Here is a 15,965-nt window from a genome sequence, read left to right on the forward strand (position 1 = left end):
TTCGGAGAGAAGTGAGTGCTCTCATGCGCTACGAGTTCCGCATCTCGGGCGTCGTGCCGGACACACTCGCCGCGAACTTCCCCGAGCTCGACCGGATCCCGGTCCGGGAGCAGACGCTCCTCCTCGGCATCGTGGCGGACGAGGCACACCTGTACGGGCTCCTCACGCGCTTCCAGTCCCTGGGCCTGCGGGTGCTCGAAATGCGCCAGGTACCCGCCTGACGCCGCACCTTTCCCCGACCCGGAAGGGAGGACCACCCGCTTCGGGTGATCACGAGAAGCCGTCGGCCGGACGACACTTTCGAAGTGTGCCCGGCGCGGTACCGCCAACTGTGAGGTGAGTTCGATGGGCCAGTCGACACCGACCGGGGGAAATTGGAACACCGGCCCCGCGCCGGGCACCACACCGCTGTCCAGCGGCGGCGACGGAACCGGAGGGGCGGTCGGCACGTTCTTTGCCGCGGTGCTCCTCGTCGTGACCGGTTGCCTCGCGATCTTCCAGGGCATCGCGGCCATCGCCGAGGACGACGTGTACGCCCGCCTCGGCAACTACGTCTTCGAATTCGACCTGACGGCGTGGGGCTGGATCCACCTCATCGTCGGACTCGTCGTCGTCCTGACCGGAGTGGGGCTGTTCCTCGGCTCGAACGTGGCCAGGGGCGCGGGCATCGCCCTCGCCGGCCTCAGCATCATCGTGAACTTCCTGTGGCTGCCCTACCAGCCGTGGTGGTCGATCATCATCATCGCGATCGACGTGTTCATCATCTGGGCCCTGTGCGCGAGCTGGTCGCAGAAGCCGGCGTGACACAGAAGCCCGCGTGACGCGACGGCACGGCGAGCACCCGGTCCGGTCGACCCGCACCGGGTGCTCGCCGTACGCGGCCCCGGCCGGTGCTCAGGCCAGCGTGAGGCGCACCTCGCCGATCTCGCCGCAGCCCGGCGGGATCCCCGGCCGGCCCGGGCACCATCGCCTGCACCAGGCATGGCTGCGCCGCATCGGCTCACCGCCCGCCGTCCGCTCCACCGGGTCCTCATGGTGGTGGGGTGGTGGGCGAGGTCGCAGCGGTGGGGTTCGAGGAGGTCGCGTCGCCGTGTGATGTCGGCTCTTCGTGCCAGGAGCAGGGTGTGGTCGGCGAGTTCGGGTGTGTCCGGCTCCTCGACGGCCACCGCGAGTGCCGGATCCACCGGCCCCGACCGATCCGCTGGAGGGTCGACCTCCCGGTCGGTCGCACTTCCCCCTTGACGCGTTGATCCCACGCGTGGGCAGGCGCCGGCGAGACTGGATGTCCGCCGTTCCCGGCCGACAGGGGAACGTGTCCCGCCGGCCGGGGAATCCGGGCCGGGGGAGCGGCCGCTGTGCGGTGCGGGAGGAGTGGCGGGCGCGGATGCCTCCAAACGGAGGGCGCGGGGGACACCACTTCGAGGGAACGGGGCCGTCCGGGCTTCGGTCGGCGGTGGCCCGCTGCCGAAGAAGGAGGGGCGGCCCCCCTCGGGGCCGTGCGGTGCTCCGGCACCGTCCTGCACGACAAGGAGATTCCACGTGTCGCGTGTTTGGAAGAGTGCGGGCCTCGCCCTGGTGATGGGCCTGGCGGTCATCGGCGGTGCGTCCTCGGCCTCGGCGGACTCCGTCGCGGAGGGCTACGCGGTCGGCTCGCCGGGCATCCTCTCGGGCAACGTCGTCCAGATCCCGATCCACATTCCGATCAACGTGTGCGGAAACAGCATCAACCTGGTCGGCGCGCTCAACCCGGCCGCCGGCAACGTCTGCATCAACACCTGAGGGTCGTCGTAGCGCGCCCGTCCCGGCCGGACCCCCGGCCGGGACGGGCCGTAGGTCCGGTCCGGGTCGGCGAAGGGTGCGTACGCACCCGCTGGTCGGGCAGCTCGTGGCGGGCAGCGACCACGGCCAGTTCGCCCGCGGCCAGCCCGGCCCGTACAGGCGATGCCCCCGGACCGGCACGGGTCAGGCGGCCCGCAATCGTCTCGGGTGCCAGACGGCCCGGGACGGACTTGCCCACCGTGTGCGACCGGACCGTCACCGACGATGTCAGCTCCTCGACGATGCCGAAGCCGAAGCCGCCGCCGTTCTCCGGGTCGCCGGACCGCGGCACCGGGCGGGAGCTACTGGTGGGAGGACGACGCCTGGCACCGCATCCCCTACCCGGAGGAGATGCGCGAGGACGGGCTGGAGGGAGCCGCACCCTGGGTCGGCTCGCACGAGGAGTTCCTCGGACTCACGGCCTCCTCCTTCGACGTCCCCCACGTGCACGGGCGGGCCCTCGCCGAGGTCGTCGACCGGTTTGCGGCCCTCGTACGGGAGGGCAGGGCCGACACCGACGCGGTGACAGCCCTGCTGACCGCCCCCGGCACCGCCGGGGGCCGCCCCGCACCGCGCGTCGACGTGGCACTCGACATCGCCACCCGCGCGGGCATCCTGGCCTGATCCGGCCGAAGCCGGCCAGGGCGTCCGCTACTTGAGGGCGGCGAACGCCCGGGTGAAGGCGAGCGGCTGCTGCAGGATCGAACTGCAGGTGGCGTCCGCGTGGTTGACCGCTCCGGCCGCGCACTGCTTGTCGCGCGTCGAGGACCACATGGCCAGCCTGCCGATGCCCTTCGACGCCGCGAACTCCACCAGCTGCGTCGCGTCCGCCACGGTGAAGATCTCGCTGGTCACGTCATTGACGCCGATCATCGGTGTGACCGCCACGGCCTTCCACGCCGCCGCGTCGGAGAGGCCGAGCACACCCTTGATCTGGGCCTGGGTGGCCGTCGCGGCCTGGATCGCGTACTGCCCCATGTCCCCGCTGTACGCCGGACCGTAGTCCATCGCCATGATGTTGACGGCGTCGACGCGGACGCCGTTCTTCCGGGCGTCGGCCAGCAGGGCCACCCCCGGCTGGGTGAGGCCCTCGGGCATCACGGGCAGGGTGAAGGCCACGTCCAGACCCGGGTGGGACTTCTGGAGCTTGGCGATGGCCTGCGCACGGCGCGTGTTGGCGGTGGTGTCCGGCAGGGCCGCGCCCTCGATGTCGAAGTCGACCTTGGTGAGCTTGTAGTGGTCGACGACCTTGCCGTAGGCGGCGGCCAGCTGGTCCACGGTGGCGCAGTTGAGGGCCAGTTCGTGCCCGGCGGCACCGCCGAAGGACACCCGGACGTCGCCGCCCTTGGCGCGCAGCGCACCGATCTGGGAGGCGACCCTGTCGTTCGCCAGGTCGGTGACGCCGCCCCACAGCGGTGCGCAGCCGCCGCCGGAGGTGATGAAGGCGAGGTGGAACTCCTTCACGCCGGTCTGCGCCGCGGTGTCGAGCAGGTCGTACGCGGGGTAGAGGGAGGTGTCCACGTACGGGGCGAAGCGGGCGCCGCCGCCGACCGGGGCGGGGGCGGTCACCGTGGGCGAGGGCGACGCGGTCCGGGTCGGCGCGGCGGAGGTGGGCGGCGCGGTCGGAGCCGTGGTCGGGGCCGCGGTGGCGGTGGGGCGGGCGGTGGGGCGCCCGCTCGGCTGGGCCGTAGCGCCCTGGTCCACGGAGCACTTCACCCCGTCGATCCGGCAGCCCGTGGGGTCGCCCGGGGCGCCGGAGCCGCTCGCGACGAAGCCGACGGTCACGGAGGCGCCGGCCGCCAACTGCCCGTTCCAGGTAGCGGGCTTCACGGTGACGCGCCGGTCCGCGACCGTATGCGTGCCGTTCCAGAGCGAGTCGATCTTCGTGCCGGCCGGCAGGTCGAACTCCAAGGTCCAGCCGGACCGGGCCTGGCCGGAGCTGTTGGTGATGACGTACTGCCCGGTGTAACCACCGCTCCAGGAGCTGGACTTCGTATAGACGGCGCCGACGGAACCGGCGTGGGCGGTCCCGGTGAGCGTGAGGGCCGCACCGCCGATCACCGCCGCCGCCACGATCGCGCCCGTGACCCTCGCCGTACGACTCGTCCTGCGCCGGTGACCGACTGTGCTGCCCATGTGCGTGCCTGCCTCTGTGTTACTGGGGAGTTGGGGTTGCGGCAGCACGCTATCCGCACCGAAGCGGACATTCGTTCGTTTCGGTGCACCCTCGATGAGCCTTAGGTTCCGCTTAAGGAAGGGGAAAGGGAGGGCCAAGGAAGCACCGTCGTGGAGCCCTTCCGGCCCAAGGACCGCGGCTCGCCGCACTCTTGGATGGAGGCCGGGTTCCAGCGCCGCCAGAAGTGTTCGTCCCCCGCAGTGCCGAAGGTACGGCGGCACAGGACCCGGCCGTCGTCAGGGCCTGGTCGGAGCTCGTGCCCACGGTCGATCAGGAAGTGGTCACCCTGCTCCGGGACCTGCCTGAGGTCGCTTCCGTCTCGCTCGTCTCCGACGCGACCACCCGGCTCGGACAGGACCTGGAGCGACAGGGACCGGCCGGTCTCGCCGACCGTGCCGTCAACACCGCCCGCATCGGCCTCGCCGAGCCCGACCCACAGGTCCAGCGCATCGCCGCCGAGCGCTCGGCGTCACCGTCGACCGCCTGTTCCTCGACGACACCGCGCCCATGCCGCGGCAGCACGTGAGGCGGGGACGAGCGGCCTCCACCACCGCCGCATCGGCGACCTGCACCAGGCGGCTTTCGCCGCTCCTCGACCTCCGGGCACCACGGTCCCGTATGCGCTGAGCGTGGGAGGTCGGGGGCGTCAGCCGTGGGTTGCGTCGATCACGCAGAAGCGGTTGCCCTCCGGGTCCGCCAGTACCACGAAGTCCGGGTCCTCCGGGTAGGAGTCCCAGTCCACGTGCCGGGCCCCCAGGGCCACCAGGCGTGCCACCTCCGCCGCCTGCTCGGCCGCGTCCGCCGCGTACAGGTCGAGGTGGACGCGGGGGCGCTCCTGGACGGGGGTGGTGCTGCGCCCGAGCGCCAGCGCGGGCCCGCCGCCGTCGGCGGGGACCAGGACCGTCCAGCCCTCGTCCACCTCGCCGTCGCGGGGTACGTAGCCCAGCGCCCCGGACCAGAATTCCGCGGCCCGCCGCACGTCGGCGGCGCCCATGACGATCGTCCCGATGGTCAGCATGATCCGATTCTGGCAAACCCCGCAGGACGGGCCCCGGCCGGGAGCGGATCAGGGCGGCGAGGGCCGCCGGACCGCGACCATCGCGGCGTCGTCGTCCAGGGTGTTCCCGGCCGTGTGCGCGAGCAGGTCCCCGCACAGGAGGTCCAGCCGTGCCTGCGGCTGCATGCCGCCGCAGGCGGCGACGCGCTCCGTGAGGGGGTAGAAGGAGCCCGCCCGGTCGCGTGCCTGCAGAACGCCGTCCGTGTACAGGGAGCAGGACGTCCCCCGGCCCGAAGGGGAAGGTCTGGGCGGTGACGGTCGATGTCACGAGCCCGGCGAGGCCCAGCGGCGGCGCGGGCCGGGCCACGTCGAGGCCCACGGCCCCGCCGGAGCCGCGCAGGACCAGCGGGCCTCCGCCGCCGCGGGACGCGCCCGTCGCCACCAGCCCGTCACCACGCGCCGGCGTTCCGGTGCCGCCGGCCCGGCCCCGCAGCCCCGCGTCGGCCGTGCCGGTCCCGGACGGCCGCTGGGCCGGCCTACGGGCGCCGGCGCGGCTTGCCGCTCCTGGCGCCGCTGCCGCCCTTGCCGCCGCCGGAGCCGCCGCGCTGGTTCTTCCCCGCCGACTTTCCGGAGGCGGACCTTCCGGCCCCGCCGCCGCCCCCGGTCCCGCGCCGCGCCCCGGCCGCGCCGCCGCCCTTGCCGGCGCCCGCTTCGGGGCGCCCCCGCCGAGCCTTCGGCTGCGCGGGGGTGGGCTGACGACCCCGCGTGCTGTTCACCGTCCGCCCGCGGACGATCCCGATGAACTCCTCCACCAGGTCGGGGGTGGGCTCCGCCTGCGGCCACGACAGCGCGACCCGTGACGTGGGCGCGTCCGTGACCGTCCGGTAGGTGAGGTCCCTGCGGTGGTGCAGACGGGCCAGGGACTGGGGCACGACGAGCACGCCCACGCCCGCCGCCACCAGCTCGATCGCGTCCGCCGTCGTGGCGGGCCGCTCGATCGCGGGCCGTCCCGGAAGCCTCTCCCAGTCGAGGGTGTCGTCGAGGGGCTGCCACACGACTTCGTCGGCGAGGTCCTCGGTGGTGATCTCCTCGGCCGCCGCCACGAGGTGGTCCTTGGGGACGACGACCACCGTGGTCTCGGTGTAGAGGGGGATCGCGCTGAGGTCCGTACGGTCGACCGGGAGCCGGACGAACCCCGCGTCGGCGTCTCCGGCACGCAGGACGCCGAACACCTCGGCGGAGGAGACCTGGGCGAGGGTCAGCGGGACGTCGGGCAGCCGCTCGTTCCAGATCCGCACCCACTTGGCAGGGGTCACGCCGGGGACATAAGCGAGCCGGAACGCTTGGGGTACTTCCGAGCCTGTCACCCCGCAAGGTTACCGGGCGTGGTCGGAACCCGTGCACACGCTCGATACCCTTGACCTCATGACGTCGCACCAGAACACCCAGACGATGAAGCCCGCGACCGCGGCGAAGAAGCTGGGCGTGTACCTTGAGGCCACCCCCGCAGAGTTCCGGGAGGGTGTCGTCTCGCGCAGTGAATTGAGTGCGCTCCAGGCCGACCCGCCCCAGTGGCTGCAGGAGCTGCGCCGCAACGGTCCGCACCCCCGCCCGGTGGTCGCCTCCAAGCTGGGCGTCTCCATCGCCGGCCTCGCGCGCGGCGGAGTCACGGAGCCCCTCACCACGGAACAGATCGAAGCGCTCAAGCAGGAGGCCCCCGAGTGGCTCCAGCGGGAGCGGGCCACCCAGGCCGAGGTCCGCAAGGAAGCGGTGCGGATCAAGGAACGGAACGAGGAGCGGGCCGAGAAGGCGCGCAACCAGGAGTCCTGACCCGCTGCGGTCGGGATTCCCGCCGGGCCCGGCTTCCCTCGTGGGGGAGGCCGGGCCCGACGTCTTCTGCCGGGTGCGGACAGGGCTTCCGCACCCGGATCACTGCGGGGAGTCGCCCGCCGGCAGCCGTAGGGCCCGCTCCGGCCGGGCCCGCCGGGTTTCCGGCGTGAGTGCCCGGAGCAGCGGCAGGGCCACCAGGTGGCGCCGGGTCCGGTCCATCGCCTCGAAGGCCGCGCGGGCCCCGGGGTGGGCTTCGAGCGCCGCCGCGAGGTCCTCCGGCACCCCCGCGGTCCGCTGCGAGGCGTAGGCGCCGACCCGCCGGCCGTCGGCCTGAGCCCTGCGCACCTGCGCGAGCCCGGGCTCGCGCATCCGGCCCGCGGCGGTCAGTTCCGCGACCTTGTCCACCTCCACCCGAGACCACAGGCTCCGCTGCCGCCGGGGCACGGGCCGACGGCGGTGGCGGCGGTGGCGGCGAGGGGACCCGCCGGTCCGTTCCCCTGTGACGGACCGGCAGGTCTTCGTTCCGTACCGACCCTAGAACCGGGAGGTACCCCGGCCTGTGCACCGCGTGCACGTTCTGTTGATCTTCCGCGCAAGAGGTTTGGGCACCGGTCGGCCCGGCCCGCTGGCGGTCCGCCGACCCGTGGGGTCCGCTGGAGAGGTGAGCATCCTCCCCGGGGCGGGCTGGTGGGCCGGGCTCCCGCCGGCGGCGGGAGCCGCCGTCATGGCCACGGCCATCATCTCCGTCGCGCTGCACATGACGGGACACGAGACGTCGTCACTGATCGCCCTGGTCATTGCCGTCGCCCTGTGGCTCGTCCTCGCCTTCGACTTCACGGCCCGGCTGGTGGGCGACCGCGGGAGGTTCCATGCCGAGGCCGACACCCCGGCCGCCCTGACGGCGGTCGCCGCCACCACCGTCATCGGCACCCGCCTCTCGCTGCTCGGCCTGCAGACCGTGGCCGCCGCGCTGCTCGTACTGGCGGCGCTGCTCTGGCCGGCCCTGCTGTTCAACGTCCTCGCGCACTGGCGTCGGCGCATGCCCGGGGGAGCGTTCCTCGGCTGCGTGGCCACGCAGGGGCTCGCCGTCCTCGCGGCGGTCCTCGCCACCGCCGTCGGGCAGACCTGGCTGGACCGGGCGGCGCTGGCCGCCTTCTGCCTCGGGCTGCTGCTGTACGTCGCCGCGCTCCTCAGGTTCGACCTGCGCGAGGTGGTGGGCGGCGCGGGCGACCACTGGGTGGCCGGCGGGGCGCTCTCCATCTCCGCCCTGGCCGGCTCCAGGCTCACGGCGTCACCCGTATGGTCCGGTTCGGCGCACATGGCCCTGCGTACCGTCACGCTCGTCACGCTCGCCCTGTCCCTCGCCTGGTACGTCGTCCTCCTCACCGCCGAACTGCGCCATCCCCGGCCGCGCTACGACATCCGGCGCTGGGCCACCGTCTTCCCCCTCGGCATGACGGCCACCGCCTGCCTCTCCGTCGCGGGTCCGGCCAACGTCCCCCGGCTGCTGCCGCTGGGGGAGGTCCTGCTCTGGATCGCCGTGGCCACCTGGCTGTTCACCGTCGCCGTACTGGCCAACTCCCTCCTGGCCGTCCGGCACCCGGCCCGTCGGGAGAGCCCGCCGAGGTGACGGCCCGCCGAGGTGACGGAGCATGTCCTGTGGCGGGGCCGACGCCCGGTCAGTAGGGTCCCGGCATGGCGTACACGTTCCAGGTGACCATCGACTCGCCCGACCCGCACCCGCTCGCCGACTGGTGGGCCGACGCCCTCGGCTGGGAAGTGGAGCCCAGCGACGAGCAGTTCATCCGCGGCCTGATCGCCGCCGGTCACGCGACCGACGACGACACCACCACCCACCGCGGCACCCTCGTCTGGAAGGCGGGCGCGGCGATCCGCCACCCCGACGGCCTGGAAGGCGCTCCCCGCATCCTCTTCCAGCTCGTCCCCGAGGCCAAGACCGTCAAGAACCGGGTGCACCTCGACGTGCGCACCGGTGACGACGACCCGAAGGAACTGGTCGAGCGCCTCGTCGCCAAGGGAGCGAAGCACCTCCACGAGGGCCGCCAGGGCCCCAGTATCTGGACGACCCTCGCCGACCCCCAGGGCAACGAGCTCTGCGTCTCCCACTGACGGCCGCCAGGGCCCGGTGGGACCCCCGCGTCCCACCGGGGCCCACCCGCCCCGCCCCTCCAGGACCCGGCTCTACCGTGTCCTGTACGCCGTCACCGCACCGCTGGTCCCGCTGCTGCGACGGTTCGCGCCGGACCTCGTCGTCACCTCCGAGGCCTTCGGCCGCGCCATGATCGCCGTCGCCACTCCCGGCACCGAGGTTCCCGGCCACATCCTGCGGCCGGCGGACATCAACCGCCTGGGAGGTGCCCCGACCAGGAAGAATTGACTACCGGGCACCCCCTCCCGCAGGCGAGAATGAGCCATCTCAATCCGGGAGGACCTCATGAGCCAGGAGACCCTGACTCTGCATGACCTGCTGCCCGCACAGGCGCTGGCGGACTCGATCGACGCCGGGTACGTCACCCGCAAGTCGCACCCCGAGCTGCCGCTGTCCATTTACACGTACACGCGGACGGCCCAGTACGAGCGCGTCTGGAACGAGGTCACCACGCGCTGCCGCGGTCTCGTCGCCGACGACGAGACCGGCGCGGTCGTCGCCCTGCCGCTGCCGAAGTTCTTCAACGTCGGCGAGCACGAGTCGGGACAGCCGTACGCCCCGGCCCTGCCCGACGAGCCGTTCGAGGTCTACGACAAGGTCGACGGCAGCCTCGCGATCGTCTTCCACTACGCGGGCCGCTGGCGGGTCGCCTCCAAGGGCTCCTTCATCAGCGCCCAGGCCGTCTGGGCACAGCGTCGGCTCGACGGCGCGGACACCTCGGCCCTGCACCCGGGCACCACCTACCTCGCGGAGATCCTGTACCCGCAGAACCGCATCGTCGTCGACTACGGCGACCGGCGCGACCTCGTGCTCCTCGCGGCCTTCGGCCCGGACGGCACCGAGGTCCCGCTCGCCGAGGCCGCGCCCCACTGGGAGGGCATCGGTTCCGTCGTCACGGTGTGGCCCGCCATGCCCCTCGGCGAACTGCTCGCGCTGACCGAGTCCAACACCCTGCCCGGCGGTTCCTCCGCCAGCGGCATGGACGCCGAGGGCTTCGTCCTGCGCTTCGCCTCGGGTGTGCGCGCCAAGGCCAAGCTGTCCGAATACGTACGGCTCCACAAGGTGCTGACCGGCGTGACCGCGCGGGACATCTGGCGCGGCCACGGCGTCCAGCGCTTCGCCGGCCTGCCCGCCAAGCAGCTCGCCCAGGGCCTGAACTGCACCGTCGCCGACATCGAGGGGTCCGGCGGAAAGCCCCTGGACGCCCTGCTGGAGCAGGTGCCCGACGAATTCGACCACTGGGTGCGCGAGGTCGTCGCCGGCCTGGAGGAGGCGGCGGCCCGCCACGAGCGCGCGATCGACGAGGCCTACGCGGGCCTCGCGCACCTGACCGCAGACCGGGGGGACTTCGCCCGGGCGGTCGCGCAGCTGCCCGACCGTTCCGTCCGGCCCGCGATGTTCATGCGGCTCGACGGCCGGTCGACCGAGCTCACGACCTGGCGCCAGGTGCGGCCGGAGGCCGCCGACCCGTACATCGCCGACGAGGAGAACGGCACCGTGACCGAGGAGAACCGGCCCGCTCCCGCTCCCGTGCCCGCGCGGGAGCGGACGCCCGCCTCGGCGCCCAGCCGCGCGCCGCAGGCGACGCCGCGGATCCCGGCGCCGTCGGCCGACCGGCCCGACCGCCCCGCGGAGCGCGAGACCCGGCTGCCCGTCGTCCACGTGATGACGGGGCTGCCCGCCTCCGGCAAGACGACGGCCGCGCGGGCCCTCCAGGCCGAGGCCGGCGGCCGCATGCGGCGCGTCAACCTCGACGACCTGCGGGCCATGCTCGACCTGCCGGACCCCGGGCGGGGCCGCGGCTTCGCCCACGAGCAGACCGTGCTGGCCGTCCAGGACGCGGCCGTCCGCGCGGCCGTCGACGGCGGTTTCGACGTGGTCGTCGACAACACGCACCTGACGAAGAACATCCCGAAGCGGCTCAAGGCGGCGGCCGGCGGTCTCGCGACCTTCGTCGTACACGACTTCACCGACGTCCCGCTGGAGGAGTGCCTGCGCCGGGACGCCGCCCGCGAACGCCAGGTCGGCGAGGAGATCATCCGTATCCTGGCCGAGAAGCACCGCAACGCCCGCAAGGGCGGCTGGCGTCTGACGACGGAGTGGATGAACGGCTCCGGCGCGGTGGCCGCACCGCCCGTGACGGCCTACGTCCCCGACCCGGCGCTGCCGGCGGCGGTGATGTGCGACATCGACGGGACTCTCGCCCTGACCGGCGACCGGGGTCCGTACGACTTCACGCGCTGCGAGCTCGATCTGCTCAACGAGCCGGTACGGCACGCCCTGGACGTCTTCCGGCGTGCGGACGGCGACACGATCGTCCTGCTGTCGGGCCGCAGCGAGGAGTACCGGCCGCAGACCGAGGCCTGGCTGCGCCGGCACCGGGTGCCGTACGACGAGCTGTGGATGCGCGCGGCGGGTGACACGCGCCGCGACGACGTGGTCAAGGCGGAGCTGTTCGACGCCCACGTGCGCCACCGCTACGCGGTGCGGGTGTCCCTCGACGACAGGGACCGCGTCGTGGCGATCTGGCGCCGGATGGGCCTGCCCACCTGGCAGGTCAACTACGGCGACTTCTAGAGTGCCCGTGTGAGCAACGTCCTGATCGTCGACGCCGCGAACGTCGTCGGGTCCGTGCCGGACGGCTGGTGGCGCGACCGGCGCGGCGCGGCCGAACGGCTGCGTGACCGGCTGGCCTCCCGGGAGGGGCTCCGGGAGGACGACGAGGAGATCATCCTCGTCGTCGAAGGCGCCGCCCGGGGTGTCGGTTCCGTGCCCGGCGTACGGGTCGAGTCGGCGCCCGGCAGCGGTGACGACCTGATCGTCGAGCTGGCCGCGGACCGGACCGCGGCCGGCTGCTCCGTGGTCGTGGTCACGGCCGACCGCGGACTGCGGGAACGGGTCCGGGCGCACGGTGCGCGGTGCGTGGGACCGCGTGCCGTACGCCCGGTGGACGGACCGGGGGTCAGCGGCAGTACTTCACCTCGGAGAGGTTCTTGACGTAGCGGGCGGAGACCCAGCGCTCCTTCTCGTAGGCCTTCGCGCGGTTGGGGTCCTGGCGGTCCTGGCGGTCCTGGCGGTCCTCGCGGCCGGAGCCGTTCTGCCAGTCCTGCCGGTCCTCGCGGCCGGAGCCGTTCTCCCACTCCTGCCGGTCCTCACGGCCGGAGCCGTTCTCCCACTCCTTGCGGTCCTCGTGCAGGCGGTACCAGATGCGGTTCCCGTCGACCTTCTGGCCGTACTTCTTGCACTCGATCTCGACCTTGCTGTTCGGCTTCACGTGGCCGATGGCACGGGACTCGGTGGTCGGCTTGCTGCGGACCTTCAGCGGGCCCTTGGAGACGACCTTGCCGGTGGCGTACTTGTCGTACGGGTACTGGCCGGGCTGCGCGGACGCGGGCACCTGGCCGACGATGATCTCCCGCGGGCCCTCGTCCGCGACGGCGGCGCCCGCCCCGACCAGACCGAGAACCAGGCTTCCGGTGGCGAGAGCGAGGATGGTTCTGGTGGGCATCAGCATGAGCCGACTCCTCTGTGAAGACGTCCGACCGGCCGCGGCACGCGGCGCGGGATGGCAACGAGCGGTTGCCACGGACGACTATGGCGAGGCCGGAGCCCGCAGCCCCGGTGCCTCACCGGCTTTTAGCCCGATATGACCAATCTGTCCACCGGAGCGCGTCCCGGTGCCCGCGTCGCGTCCGACGGAATCCCGCTGTCGGGAGGGACAAGGCCGAGCCGGCGAGCGAGACCATCGCGATGGTCCGGCCCGGTGTGACCCATGGCCGCCGGACCCGCCGCCGCCCGGTACGGCGGGCGACCGCTCGGGACGGCGGGCGGCCGCTCGGCCGAGCCGGTTGCGGGGGTTCCCGGATGCGGTTGCGGGCGGGCGGGGCAAGAGTGGGTGCCATGGGTATCGATGACTACGGCGGTGGAGTCGGCGCGCACGAGAGCGGCGTCCTCGTCGTGACCACCAACGACGTGCCCGGCTACCGGGTCGAGCGAGTGATCGGCGAGGTCTTCGGTCTCACCGTGCGCTCCCGTCACCTGGGCAGCCAGATCGGCGCCGGACTCAAGTCGATGATCGGCGGTGAGTTGAAGGGCCTGACCAAGACCCTGGTCCAGACCCGCAACCAGGCCATGGAGCGGCTCGTCGAGCAGGCGAAGGCGCGGGGCGCCAACGCCGTGCTGATGATGCGGTTCGACGTCACCGACGCAGCCGACGTCGGGACCGAGGTGTGTGCCTACGGGACGGCCGTCGTCCTCGTCCCCGGCTCCAGCTGACCGTCCTTGTACGGTGGTTCCTCCGACGACGACGGGGGAGGCCCGATGAGCCGACGCAAGTCAGCGGCCGAGGTGTTCGACGCGCTGGGGGAGCGCTACGAGGAGGTGTTCGGGCAGGTGCCGGGCCAGATCGAGGCCCTCGACTGGCTGACCGCCCGGCTGCCCGACGGAGCCCGCGTCCTGGACGTGGGCAGCGGCACCGGCCGGCCCACCGCCGAGACCCTGGTCCGGGCCGGCTGCGAGGTGACCGGCATCGACGTCTCGGCGGCCATGGTCGACCTGGCCCGCGCCCGGGTCCCGGGAGCCCGCTTCGAACGGGCCGACGTGCGCACCTACACGCCCCCGCCCGGCGGCTTCGACGCGGTGTGCTCCTTCTTCCCGCTGCTGGTCATGGACCAGCCGGAGGTCGCCGCGGCGCTCGACCGGATGGCCTCGTGGACCGTACCCGGCGGGTACTTCGTGATGGCCACGGTGCCGGGGGACATCCGGGGCCTGGACATCGAGTGGATGGGGCACGCGGTCACGGTCAGCAGCCTTTCCACGGAGGCCCACCTGGCCCGGCTGGCCGACCGGGGCCTGGAGGTACTGCACCACCACACCGCCGTGTTCCGGCCCGCCGACGACCTCGCGGGCCCCGAGGAGCATCTCTTCTGCTACGCCCGCCGCAGGCCCTGACCGGTGTGTACGTGCCCTGGTCCGCCCGTACCTCGATCCACGTGCCGGTGCCGGCGGGACCGGTACGCGGGCTGGACCCGTGGCCACCGCCCGCGCGCCCACCGCGGCCGGAGGGCGCCGGTGCGGGCGTGATCGCGACCACGGACAGTCCGGGGGCGAACGGCAGCCGCAGGTCGGCCCGTGCGGAGAAGGCGGACAGCACCGGTCGTCCGCGGACAACGTACCGCCGGGCGGAAAATTTCCCGGGAACCGCGGCAACCTCCCGCGGGGTCGCGCGTCGTGCGGGGGTGAAGGGGCGCAGTCCCGCACCCCGACCCGACCGTGGAGAACCACCGTGAAGAACCTGAAGCGTGTCCCCCTGGCCGTCCCCCCGGCCGTCCGCCGCACGGCCCTCGCCGCAGCCGCCGCCGGGGCGGCCGTCGCCCTGGCCGGCCCGGCCCACGCGGCGGGCGGCGGCTCGGCCGCGCCCTCCCCCTCGGTCAGCGTCCCGGCGAGCGCCTCCCCCAGCCAGGACGGCCCCAGGCCCTCCGCCTCGGTCAGCACCCCGCCGACCGGCAAGGACGGCAACAGCGCGTCCCCCAGCGTCGTCCCCAGCGCCTCCCCGAGCAGCGCGGGCGGCGGTACCGCGCCCGGCGCGTCGCCCTCGTCTCCCGCCCCGGCACCCGTCGAGGGTGAAGGGGCCGAGCTCGCGCATACTGGCTCCTCGGCGACGACCGCCGCGATGGGGGCGGGGGCGACCGGTCTGATCCTCGCCGGCGCCGGAGCCCTCTACGCCGTGCGGCGCCGCGCGAACAGCTGAGGAACCTCGTGCTCCACCTCGCATCACCCGTCGGCCCCCTCACGCCCGGTCCCCTCCGGGCGTGGCGGGGCCTGTGGTCGTTGCTGCGCCGCGATCGTTCCCCCGCCCCGCAGGTGTCGCCGCGGCCGTACGGTCCGGCGCACGCCTCGTCGTACGGGACCCCGCACGCCCCCGGCCACCCGGGCGGCCACGACCCCGGGCCGCCCACCGTCACCGATCTGTACCACGCGCACCGGCTGGCCATGGTCCGGCTGGCGGTGCTGCTCGTGGATGACCTGGCCACCGCCGAGGACGTGGTACAGGACGCCTTCACCGCCCTGTACCGGCGTCACGGGGAGCGGATCACCGAGGTCGACAACGCCCTCGGCTACCTGCGCACCTCGGTCGTCAACACCGCGCGCTCCGTGCTGCGCCGCAGGCGCACCATGCGGGCCTGGACCCCGCCGCCCGCGGTCGACGTTCCGTCCGCCGAGGACCACGTGGTCCTGGACGAGGCCCACCGCGAGGTGCTCGCCGCGCTCGCCCGGCTGACACCCCGCCGTCGGCAGGTCCTCGTGCTCCGGTACTGGGCCGACCTCAGCGAGGCGGAGATCGCGGCCACGCTCGGGATCAGCAGGGGAGCGGTGAAGTCCAACGCGAGTCGCGGCCTGGACGCGCTGGAACGGAATCTGGAGGGACGGATATGACGCCCGACGGCGAACGCCTCGGTGACTGCCTGGGGGAACACCCGGGCGAGCGCCCCGTGGAGCGCAGGCTGCGCCGGGCGCTCGACGCGCGGGCCGACAGCATCGACGTCCGCCGGCTGCGTCCGGCGAGCCCGCCGGGACCACGGGCCGGACGGCGGCCGGTGGAGAGGCTGCGGCGGTTCGCGCTGCCCCTCGCGGGTCTGGTGGCGGCCGCGGCCGCCGGGATCGGATACCTGCTGTTCGCCGCGGACGCGGAGCCCGGTCCACTGCTGCCCGCCACTCCGCCGCAGGTCACGGCCCCGGGACCGGCCACCGGCTCACCGCCGTCACCCTCTTCGGGACGGCCGACCCCGACCCCGACCCCGGACGTGGACCCGTCGTCGAGCCCGTCCGGGTTCCCGACGCCCACCCCGTCGGCGAGCCCGTCGGCGCAGGCCTCCCCTTCGAGGCCGGGACCGGGGACGCCGCCACGCCCTTCGTCCGTCACCCCGGGGGCGGCGGTCACGTCGTCCCCGCCGCCCGCCGCCCGGTAGCGGACC

At 73.6% G+C, this 15,965-nt stretch carries 22 protein-coding genes and 1 pseudogene; 16 read left to right on the forward strand and 7 right to left on the reverse strand.

Annotation, left to right across the window (positions count from 1 at the left end; all coding sequences use genetic code 11):
* The first annotated feature begins 23 nt into the window (after window positions 1-23).
* From ACIPXC_RS23995 to ACIPXC_RS24005, 3 genes are all read left to right on the forward strand, one after another.
* Window positions 24-221, forward strand: a complete 198-nt coding sequence (locus ACIPXC_RS23995; RefSeq protein WP_030662027.1) for a hypothetical protein — start codon at window positions 24-26, stop codon at window positions 219-221.
* A gap of 124 nt (window positions 222-345) precedes the next feature.
* Window positions 346-804 (forward strand): hypothetical protein, encoded by a 459-nt coding sequence (locus tag ACIPXC_RS24000; protein ID WP_401621755.1) that lies wholly within the window; start codon window positions 346-348, stop codon window positions 802-804.
* 735 nt (window positions 805-1,539) lie between these two features.
* On the forward strand, window positions 1,540-1,779 hold the full coding sequence (locus ACIPXC_RS24005) for a chaplin (protein WP_401621758.1): 240 nt from the start codon (window positions 1,540-1,542) through the stop codon (window positions 1,777-1,779).
* Here the strand turns inward: ACIPXC_RS24005 and ACIPXC_RS24010 are convergent.
* Window positions 1,769-2,110: a hypothetical protein gene (locus ACIPXC_RS24010; protein WP_401621761.1), complete on the reverse strand. Its 342-nt coding sequence runs from the start codon at window positions 2,108-2,110 to the stop codon at window positions 1,769-1,771. The two genes, ACIPXC_RS24005 and ACIPXC_RS24010, sit on opposite strands and share 11 nt — an antisense overlap.
* A gap of 59 nt (window positions 2,111-2,169) precedes the next feature.
* Here ACIPXC_RS24010 and ACIPXC_RS24015 point away from each other — a divergent pair, with 59 nt between their 5' ends.
* Window positions 2,170-2,442 (forward strand): hypothetical protein, encoded by a 273-nt coding sequence (locus ACIPXC_RS24015; protein WP_401621764.1) that lies wholly within the window; start codon window positions 2,170-2,172, stop codon window positions 2,440-2,442.
* 27 nt (window positions 2,443-2,469) lie between these two features.
* Here ACIPXC_RS24015 and ACIPXC_RS24020 read toward each other — a convergent pair whose 3' ends face one another.
* Entirely contained in the window at window positions 2,470-3,954 is a 1,485-nt protein-coding gene (locus ACIPXC_RS24020; RefSeq protein WP_401621767.1) for a cellulose binding domain-containing protein, read from the reverse strand.
* 296 nt (window positions 3,955-4,250) lie between these two features.
* On the opposite strand from ACIPXC_RS24020, the gene ACIPXC_RS24025 reads away from it, so the two are divergent.
* On the forward strand, window positions 4,251-4,520 hold the full coding sequence (locus tag ACIPXC_RS24025) for a hypothetical protein (protein WP_401621770.1): 270 nt from the start codon (window positions 4,251-4,253) through the stop codon (window positions 4,518-4,520).
* A 120-nt stretch (window positions 4,521-4,640) separates the two neighbouring features.
* Here ACIPXC_RS24025 and ACIPXC_RS24030 read toward each other — a convergent pair whose 3' ends face one another.
* From ACIPXC_RS24030 to ACIPXC_RS24040, 3 genes and pseudogenes are all read right to left on the reverse strand, one after another.
* Window positions 4,641-5,012, reverse strand: coding sequence for a VOC family protein (locus ACIPXC_RS24030; protein WP_401621773.1), 372 nt, complete (start codon window positions 5,010-5,012; stop codon window positions 4,641-4,643).
* 48 nt (window positions 5,013-5,060) lie between these two features.
* Window positions 5,061-5,264 (reverse strand): annotated as a pseudogene (locus tag ACIPXC_RS24035) (SpoIIE family protein phosphatase); the annotation flags it as partial.
* Between the two features lie 263 nt (window positions 5,265-5,527).
* A complete protein-coding gene (locus ACIPXC_RS24040) occupies window positions 5,528-6,358 on the reverse strand; it encodes a LysR family transcriptional regulator substrate-binding protein (RefSeq protein ID WP_401621776.1) in 831 nt (276 codons plus the stop codon).
* 58 nt (window positions 6,359-6,416) lie between these two features.
* Between ACIPXC_RS24040 and ACIPXC_RS24045 the strand changes: the two genes are divergently transcribed.
* Complete coding sequence (locus tag ACIPXC_RS24045) at window positions 6,417-6,821, forward strand: DUF5997 family protein (protein WP_401621778.1); 405 nt, start codon at window positions 6,417-6,419, stop codon at window positions 6,819-6,821.
* A gap of 99 nt (window positions 6,822-6,920) precedes the next feature.
* Here the strand turns inward: ACIPXC_RS24045 and ACIPXC_RS24050 are convergent, their stop codons facing one another.
* The gene (locus ACIPXC_RS24050; RefSeq protein ID WP_401621781.1) at window positions 6,921-7,232 is read right to left on the reverse strand and encodes a YdeI family protein; all 312 of its coding nucleotides are present in this window, start codon (window positions 7,230-7,232) and stop codon (window positions 6,921-6,923) included.
* 250 nt (window positions 7,233-7,482) lie between these two features.
* Here ACIPXC_RS24050 and ACIPXC_RS24055 point away from each other — a divergent pair, with 250 nt between their 5' ends.
* The 5 genes from ACIPXC_RS24055 to ACIPXC_RS24075 all read left to right on the forward strand — a co-directional run bounded on the left by ACIPXC_RS24055 (window position 7,483) and on the right by ACIPXC_RS24075 (window position 11,988).
* Window positions 7,483-8,451 (forward strand): hypothetical protein, encoded by a 969-nt coding sequence (locus tag ACIPXC_RS24055; RefSeq protein ID WP_401621784.1) that lies wholly within the window; start codon window positions 7,483-7,485, stop codon window positions 8,449-8,451.
* 65 nt (window positions 8,452-8,516) lie between these two features.
* On the forward strand, window positions 8,517-8,951 hold the full coding sequence (locus ACIPXC_RS24060; RefSeq protein ID WP_401621787.1) for a VOC family protein: 435 nt from the start codon (window positions 8,517-8,519) through the stop codon (window positions 8,949-8,951).
* Between the two features lie 16 nt (window positions 8,952-8,967).
* Window positions 8,968-9,219, forward strand: a complete 252-nt coding sequence (locus ACIPXC_RS24065; RefSeq protein ID WP_401621790.1) for a hypothetical protein — start codon at window positions 8,968-8,970, stop codon at window positions 9,217-9,219.
* 57 nt (window positions 9,220-9,276) lie between these two features.
* Window positions 9,277-11,568: an AAA family ATPase gene (locus ACIPXC_RS24070; RefSeq protein WP_401621793.1), complete on the forward strand. Its 2,292-nt coding sequence runs from the start codon at window positions 9,277-9,279 to the stop codon at window positions 11,566-11,568.
* Window positions 11,569-11,577: 9 nt separating this feature from the next.
* Entirely contained in the window at window positions 11,578-11,988 is a 411-nt protein-coding gene (locus ACIPXC_RS24075; protein WP_401621795.1) for an NTP pyrophosphohydrolase, read from the forward strand.
* On the opposite strand, the gene ACIPXC_RS24080 is transcribed toward ACIPXC_RS24075, so the two are convergent.
* Window positions 11,954-12,499: a hypothetical protein gene (locus ACIPXC_RS24080; RefSeq protein WP_401621798.1), complete on the reverse strand. Its 546-nt coding sequence runs from the start codon at window positions 12,497-12,499 to the stop codon at window positions 11,954-11,956. The two genes, ACIPXC_RS24075 and ACIPXC_RS24080, sit on opposite strands and share 35 nt — an antisense overlap.
* Window positions 12,500-12,891: 392 nt before the next feature.
* On the opposite strand from ACIPXC_RS24080, the gene ACIPXC_RS24085 reads away from it, so the two are divergent.
* From ACIPXC_RS24085 to ACIPXC_RS24105, 5 genes are all read left to right on the forward strand, one after another.
* A complete protein-coding gene (locus ACIPXC_RS24085) occupies window positions 12,892-13,266 on the forward strand; it encodes a YbjQ family protein (protein ID WP_401621801.1) in 375 nt (124 codons plus the stop codon).
* Window positions 13,267-13,311: 45 nt separating this feature from the next.
* Window positions 13,312-13,941, forward strand: coding sequence for a class I SAM-dependent methyltransferase (locus ACIPXC_RS24090; protein ID WP_401621804.1), 630 nt, complete (start codon window positions 13,312-13,314; stop codon window positions 13,939-13,941).
* Window positions 13,942-14,275: 334 nt separating this feature from the next.
* Complete coding sequence (locus ACIPXC_RS24095; RefSeq protein ID WP_401621807.1) at window positions 14,276-14,740, forward strand: LPXTG cell wall anchor domain-containing protein; 465 nt, start codon at window positions 14,276-14,278, stop codon at window positions 14,738-14,740.
* An 8-nt stretch (window positions 14,741-14,748) separates the two neighbouring features.
* A complete protein-coding gene (locus ACIPXC_RS24100; RefSeq protein ID WP_401621810.1) occupies window positions 14,749-15,426 on the forward strand; it encodes an RNA polymerase sigma factor in 678 nt (225 codons plus the stop codon).
* Entirely contained in the window at window positions 15,423-15,959 is a 537-nt protein-coding gene (locus tag ACIPXC_RS24105; protein WP_401621813.1) for a hypothetical protein, read from the forward strand. The genes ACIPXC_RS24100 and ACIPXC_RS24105 overlap by 4 nt, the downstream gene beginning before the upstream one ends.
* Window positions 15,960-15,965: the final 6 nt, after the last annotated feature.

Origin of the sequence: Streptomyces sp. NPDC090021 (assembly GCF_044748225.1) — a bacterium.
GTDB lineage: Bacteria > Actinomycetota > Actinomycetes > Streptomycetales > Streptomycetaceae > Streptomyces.

Excerpts from the sequence above, each read along its gene's own strand:
- ACIPXC_RS24015 (WP_401621764.1), top strand. The coding sequence starts at position 2,170 with ATGCGCGAGGACGGGCTGGAGGGAGCCGCACCCTGGGTCGGCTCGCAC.
- ACIPXC_RS24070 (WP_401621793.1), top strand. The coding sequence starts at position 9,277 with ATGAGCCAGGAGACCCTGACTCTGCATGACCTGCTGCCCGCACAGGCG.
- ACIPXC_RS24080 (WP_401621798.1), bottom strand. The coding sequence starts at position 12,499 with ATGCCCACCAGAACCATCCTCGCTCTCGCCACCGGAAGCCTGGTTCTC.
- ACIPXC_RS24045 (WP_401621778.1), top strand. The coding sequence starts at position 6,417 with ATGACGTCGCACCAGAACACCCAGACGATGAAGCCCGCGACCGCGGCG.
- ACIPXC_RS24060 (WP_401621787.1), top strand. The coding sequence starts at position 8,517 with ATGGCGTACACGTTCCAGGTGACCATCGACTCGCCCGACCCGCACCCG.
- ACIPXC_RS24105 (WP_401621813.1), top strand. The coding sequence starts at position 15,423 with ATGACGCCCGACGGCGAACGCCTCGGTGACTGCCTGGGGGAACACCCG.
- ACIPXC_RS24020 (WP_401621767.1), bottom strand. The coding sequence starts at position 3,954 with ATGGGCAGCACAGTCGGTCACCGGCGCAGGACGAGTCGTACGGCGAGG.
- ACIPXC_RS23995 (WP_030662027.1), top strand. The coding sequence starts at position 24 with ATGCGCTACGAGTTCCGCATCTCGGGCGTCGTGCCGGACACACTCGCC.
- ACIPXC_RS24000 (WP_401621755.1), top strand. The coding sequence starts at position 346 with ATGGGCCAGTCGACACCGACCGGGGGAAATTGGAACACCGGCCCCGCG.
- ACIPXC_RS24030 (WP_401621773.1), bottom strand. The coding sequence starts at position 5,012 with ATGCTGACCATCGGGACGATCGTCATGGGCGCCGCCGACGTGCGGCGG.
- ACIPXC_RS24090 (WP_401621804.1), top strand. The coding sequence starts at position 13,312 with ATGAGCCGACGCAAGTCAGCGGCCGAGGTGTTCGACGCGCTGGGGGAG.
- ACIPXC_RS24085 (WP_401621801.1), top strand. The coding sequence starts at position 12,892 with ATGGGTATCGATGACTACGGCGGTGGAGTCGGCGCGCACGAGAGCGGC.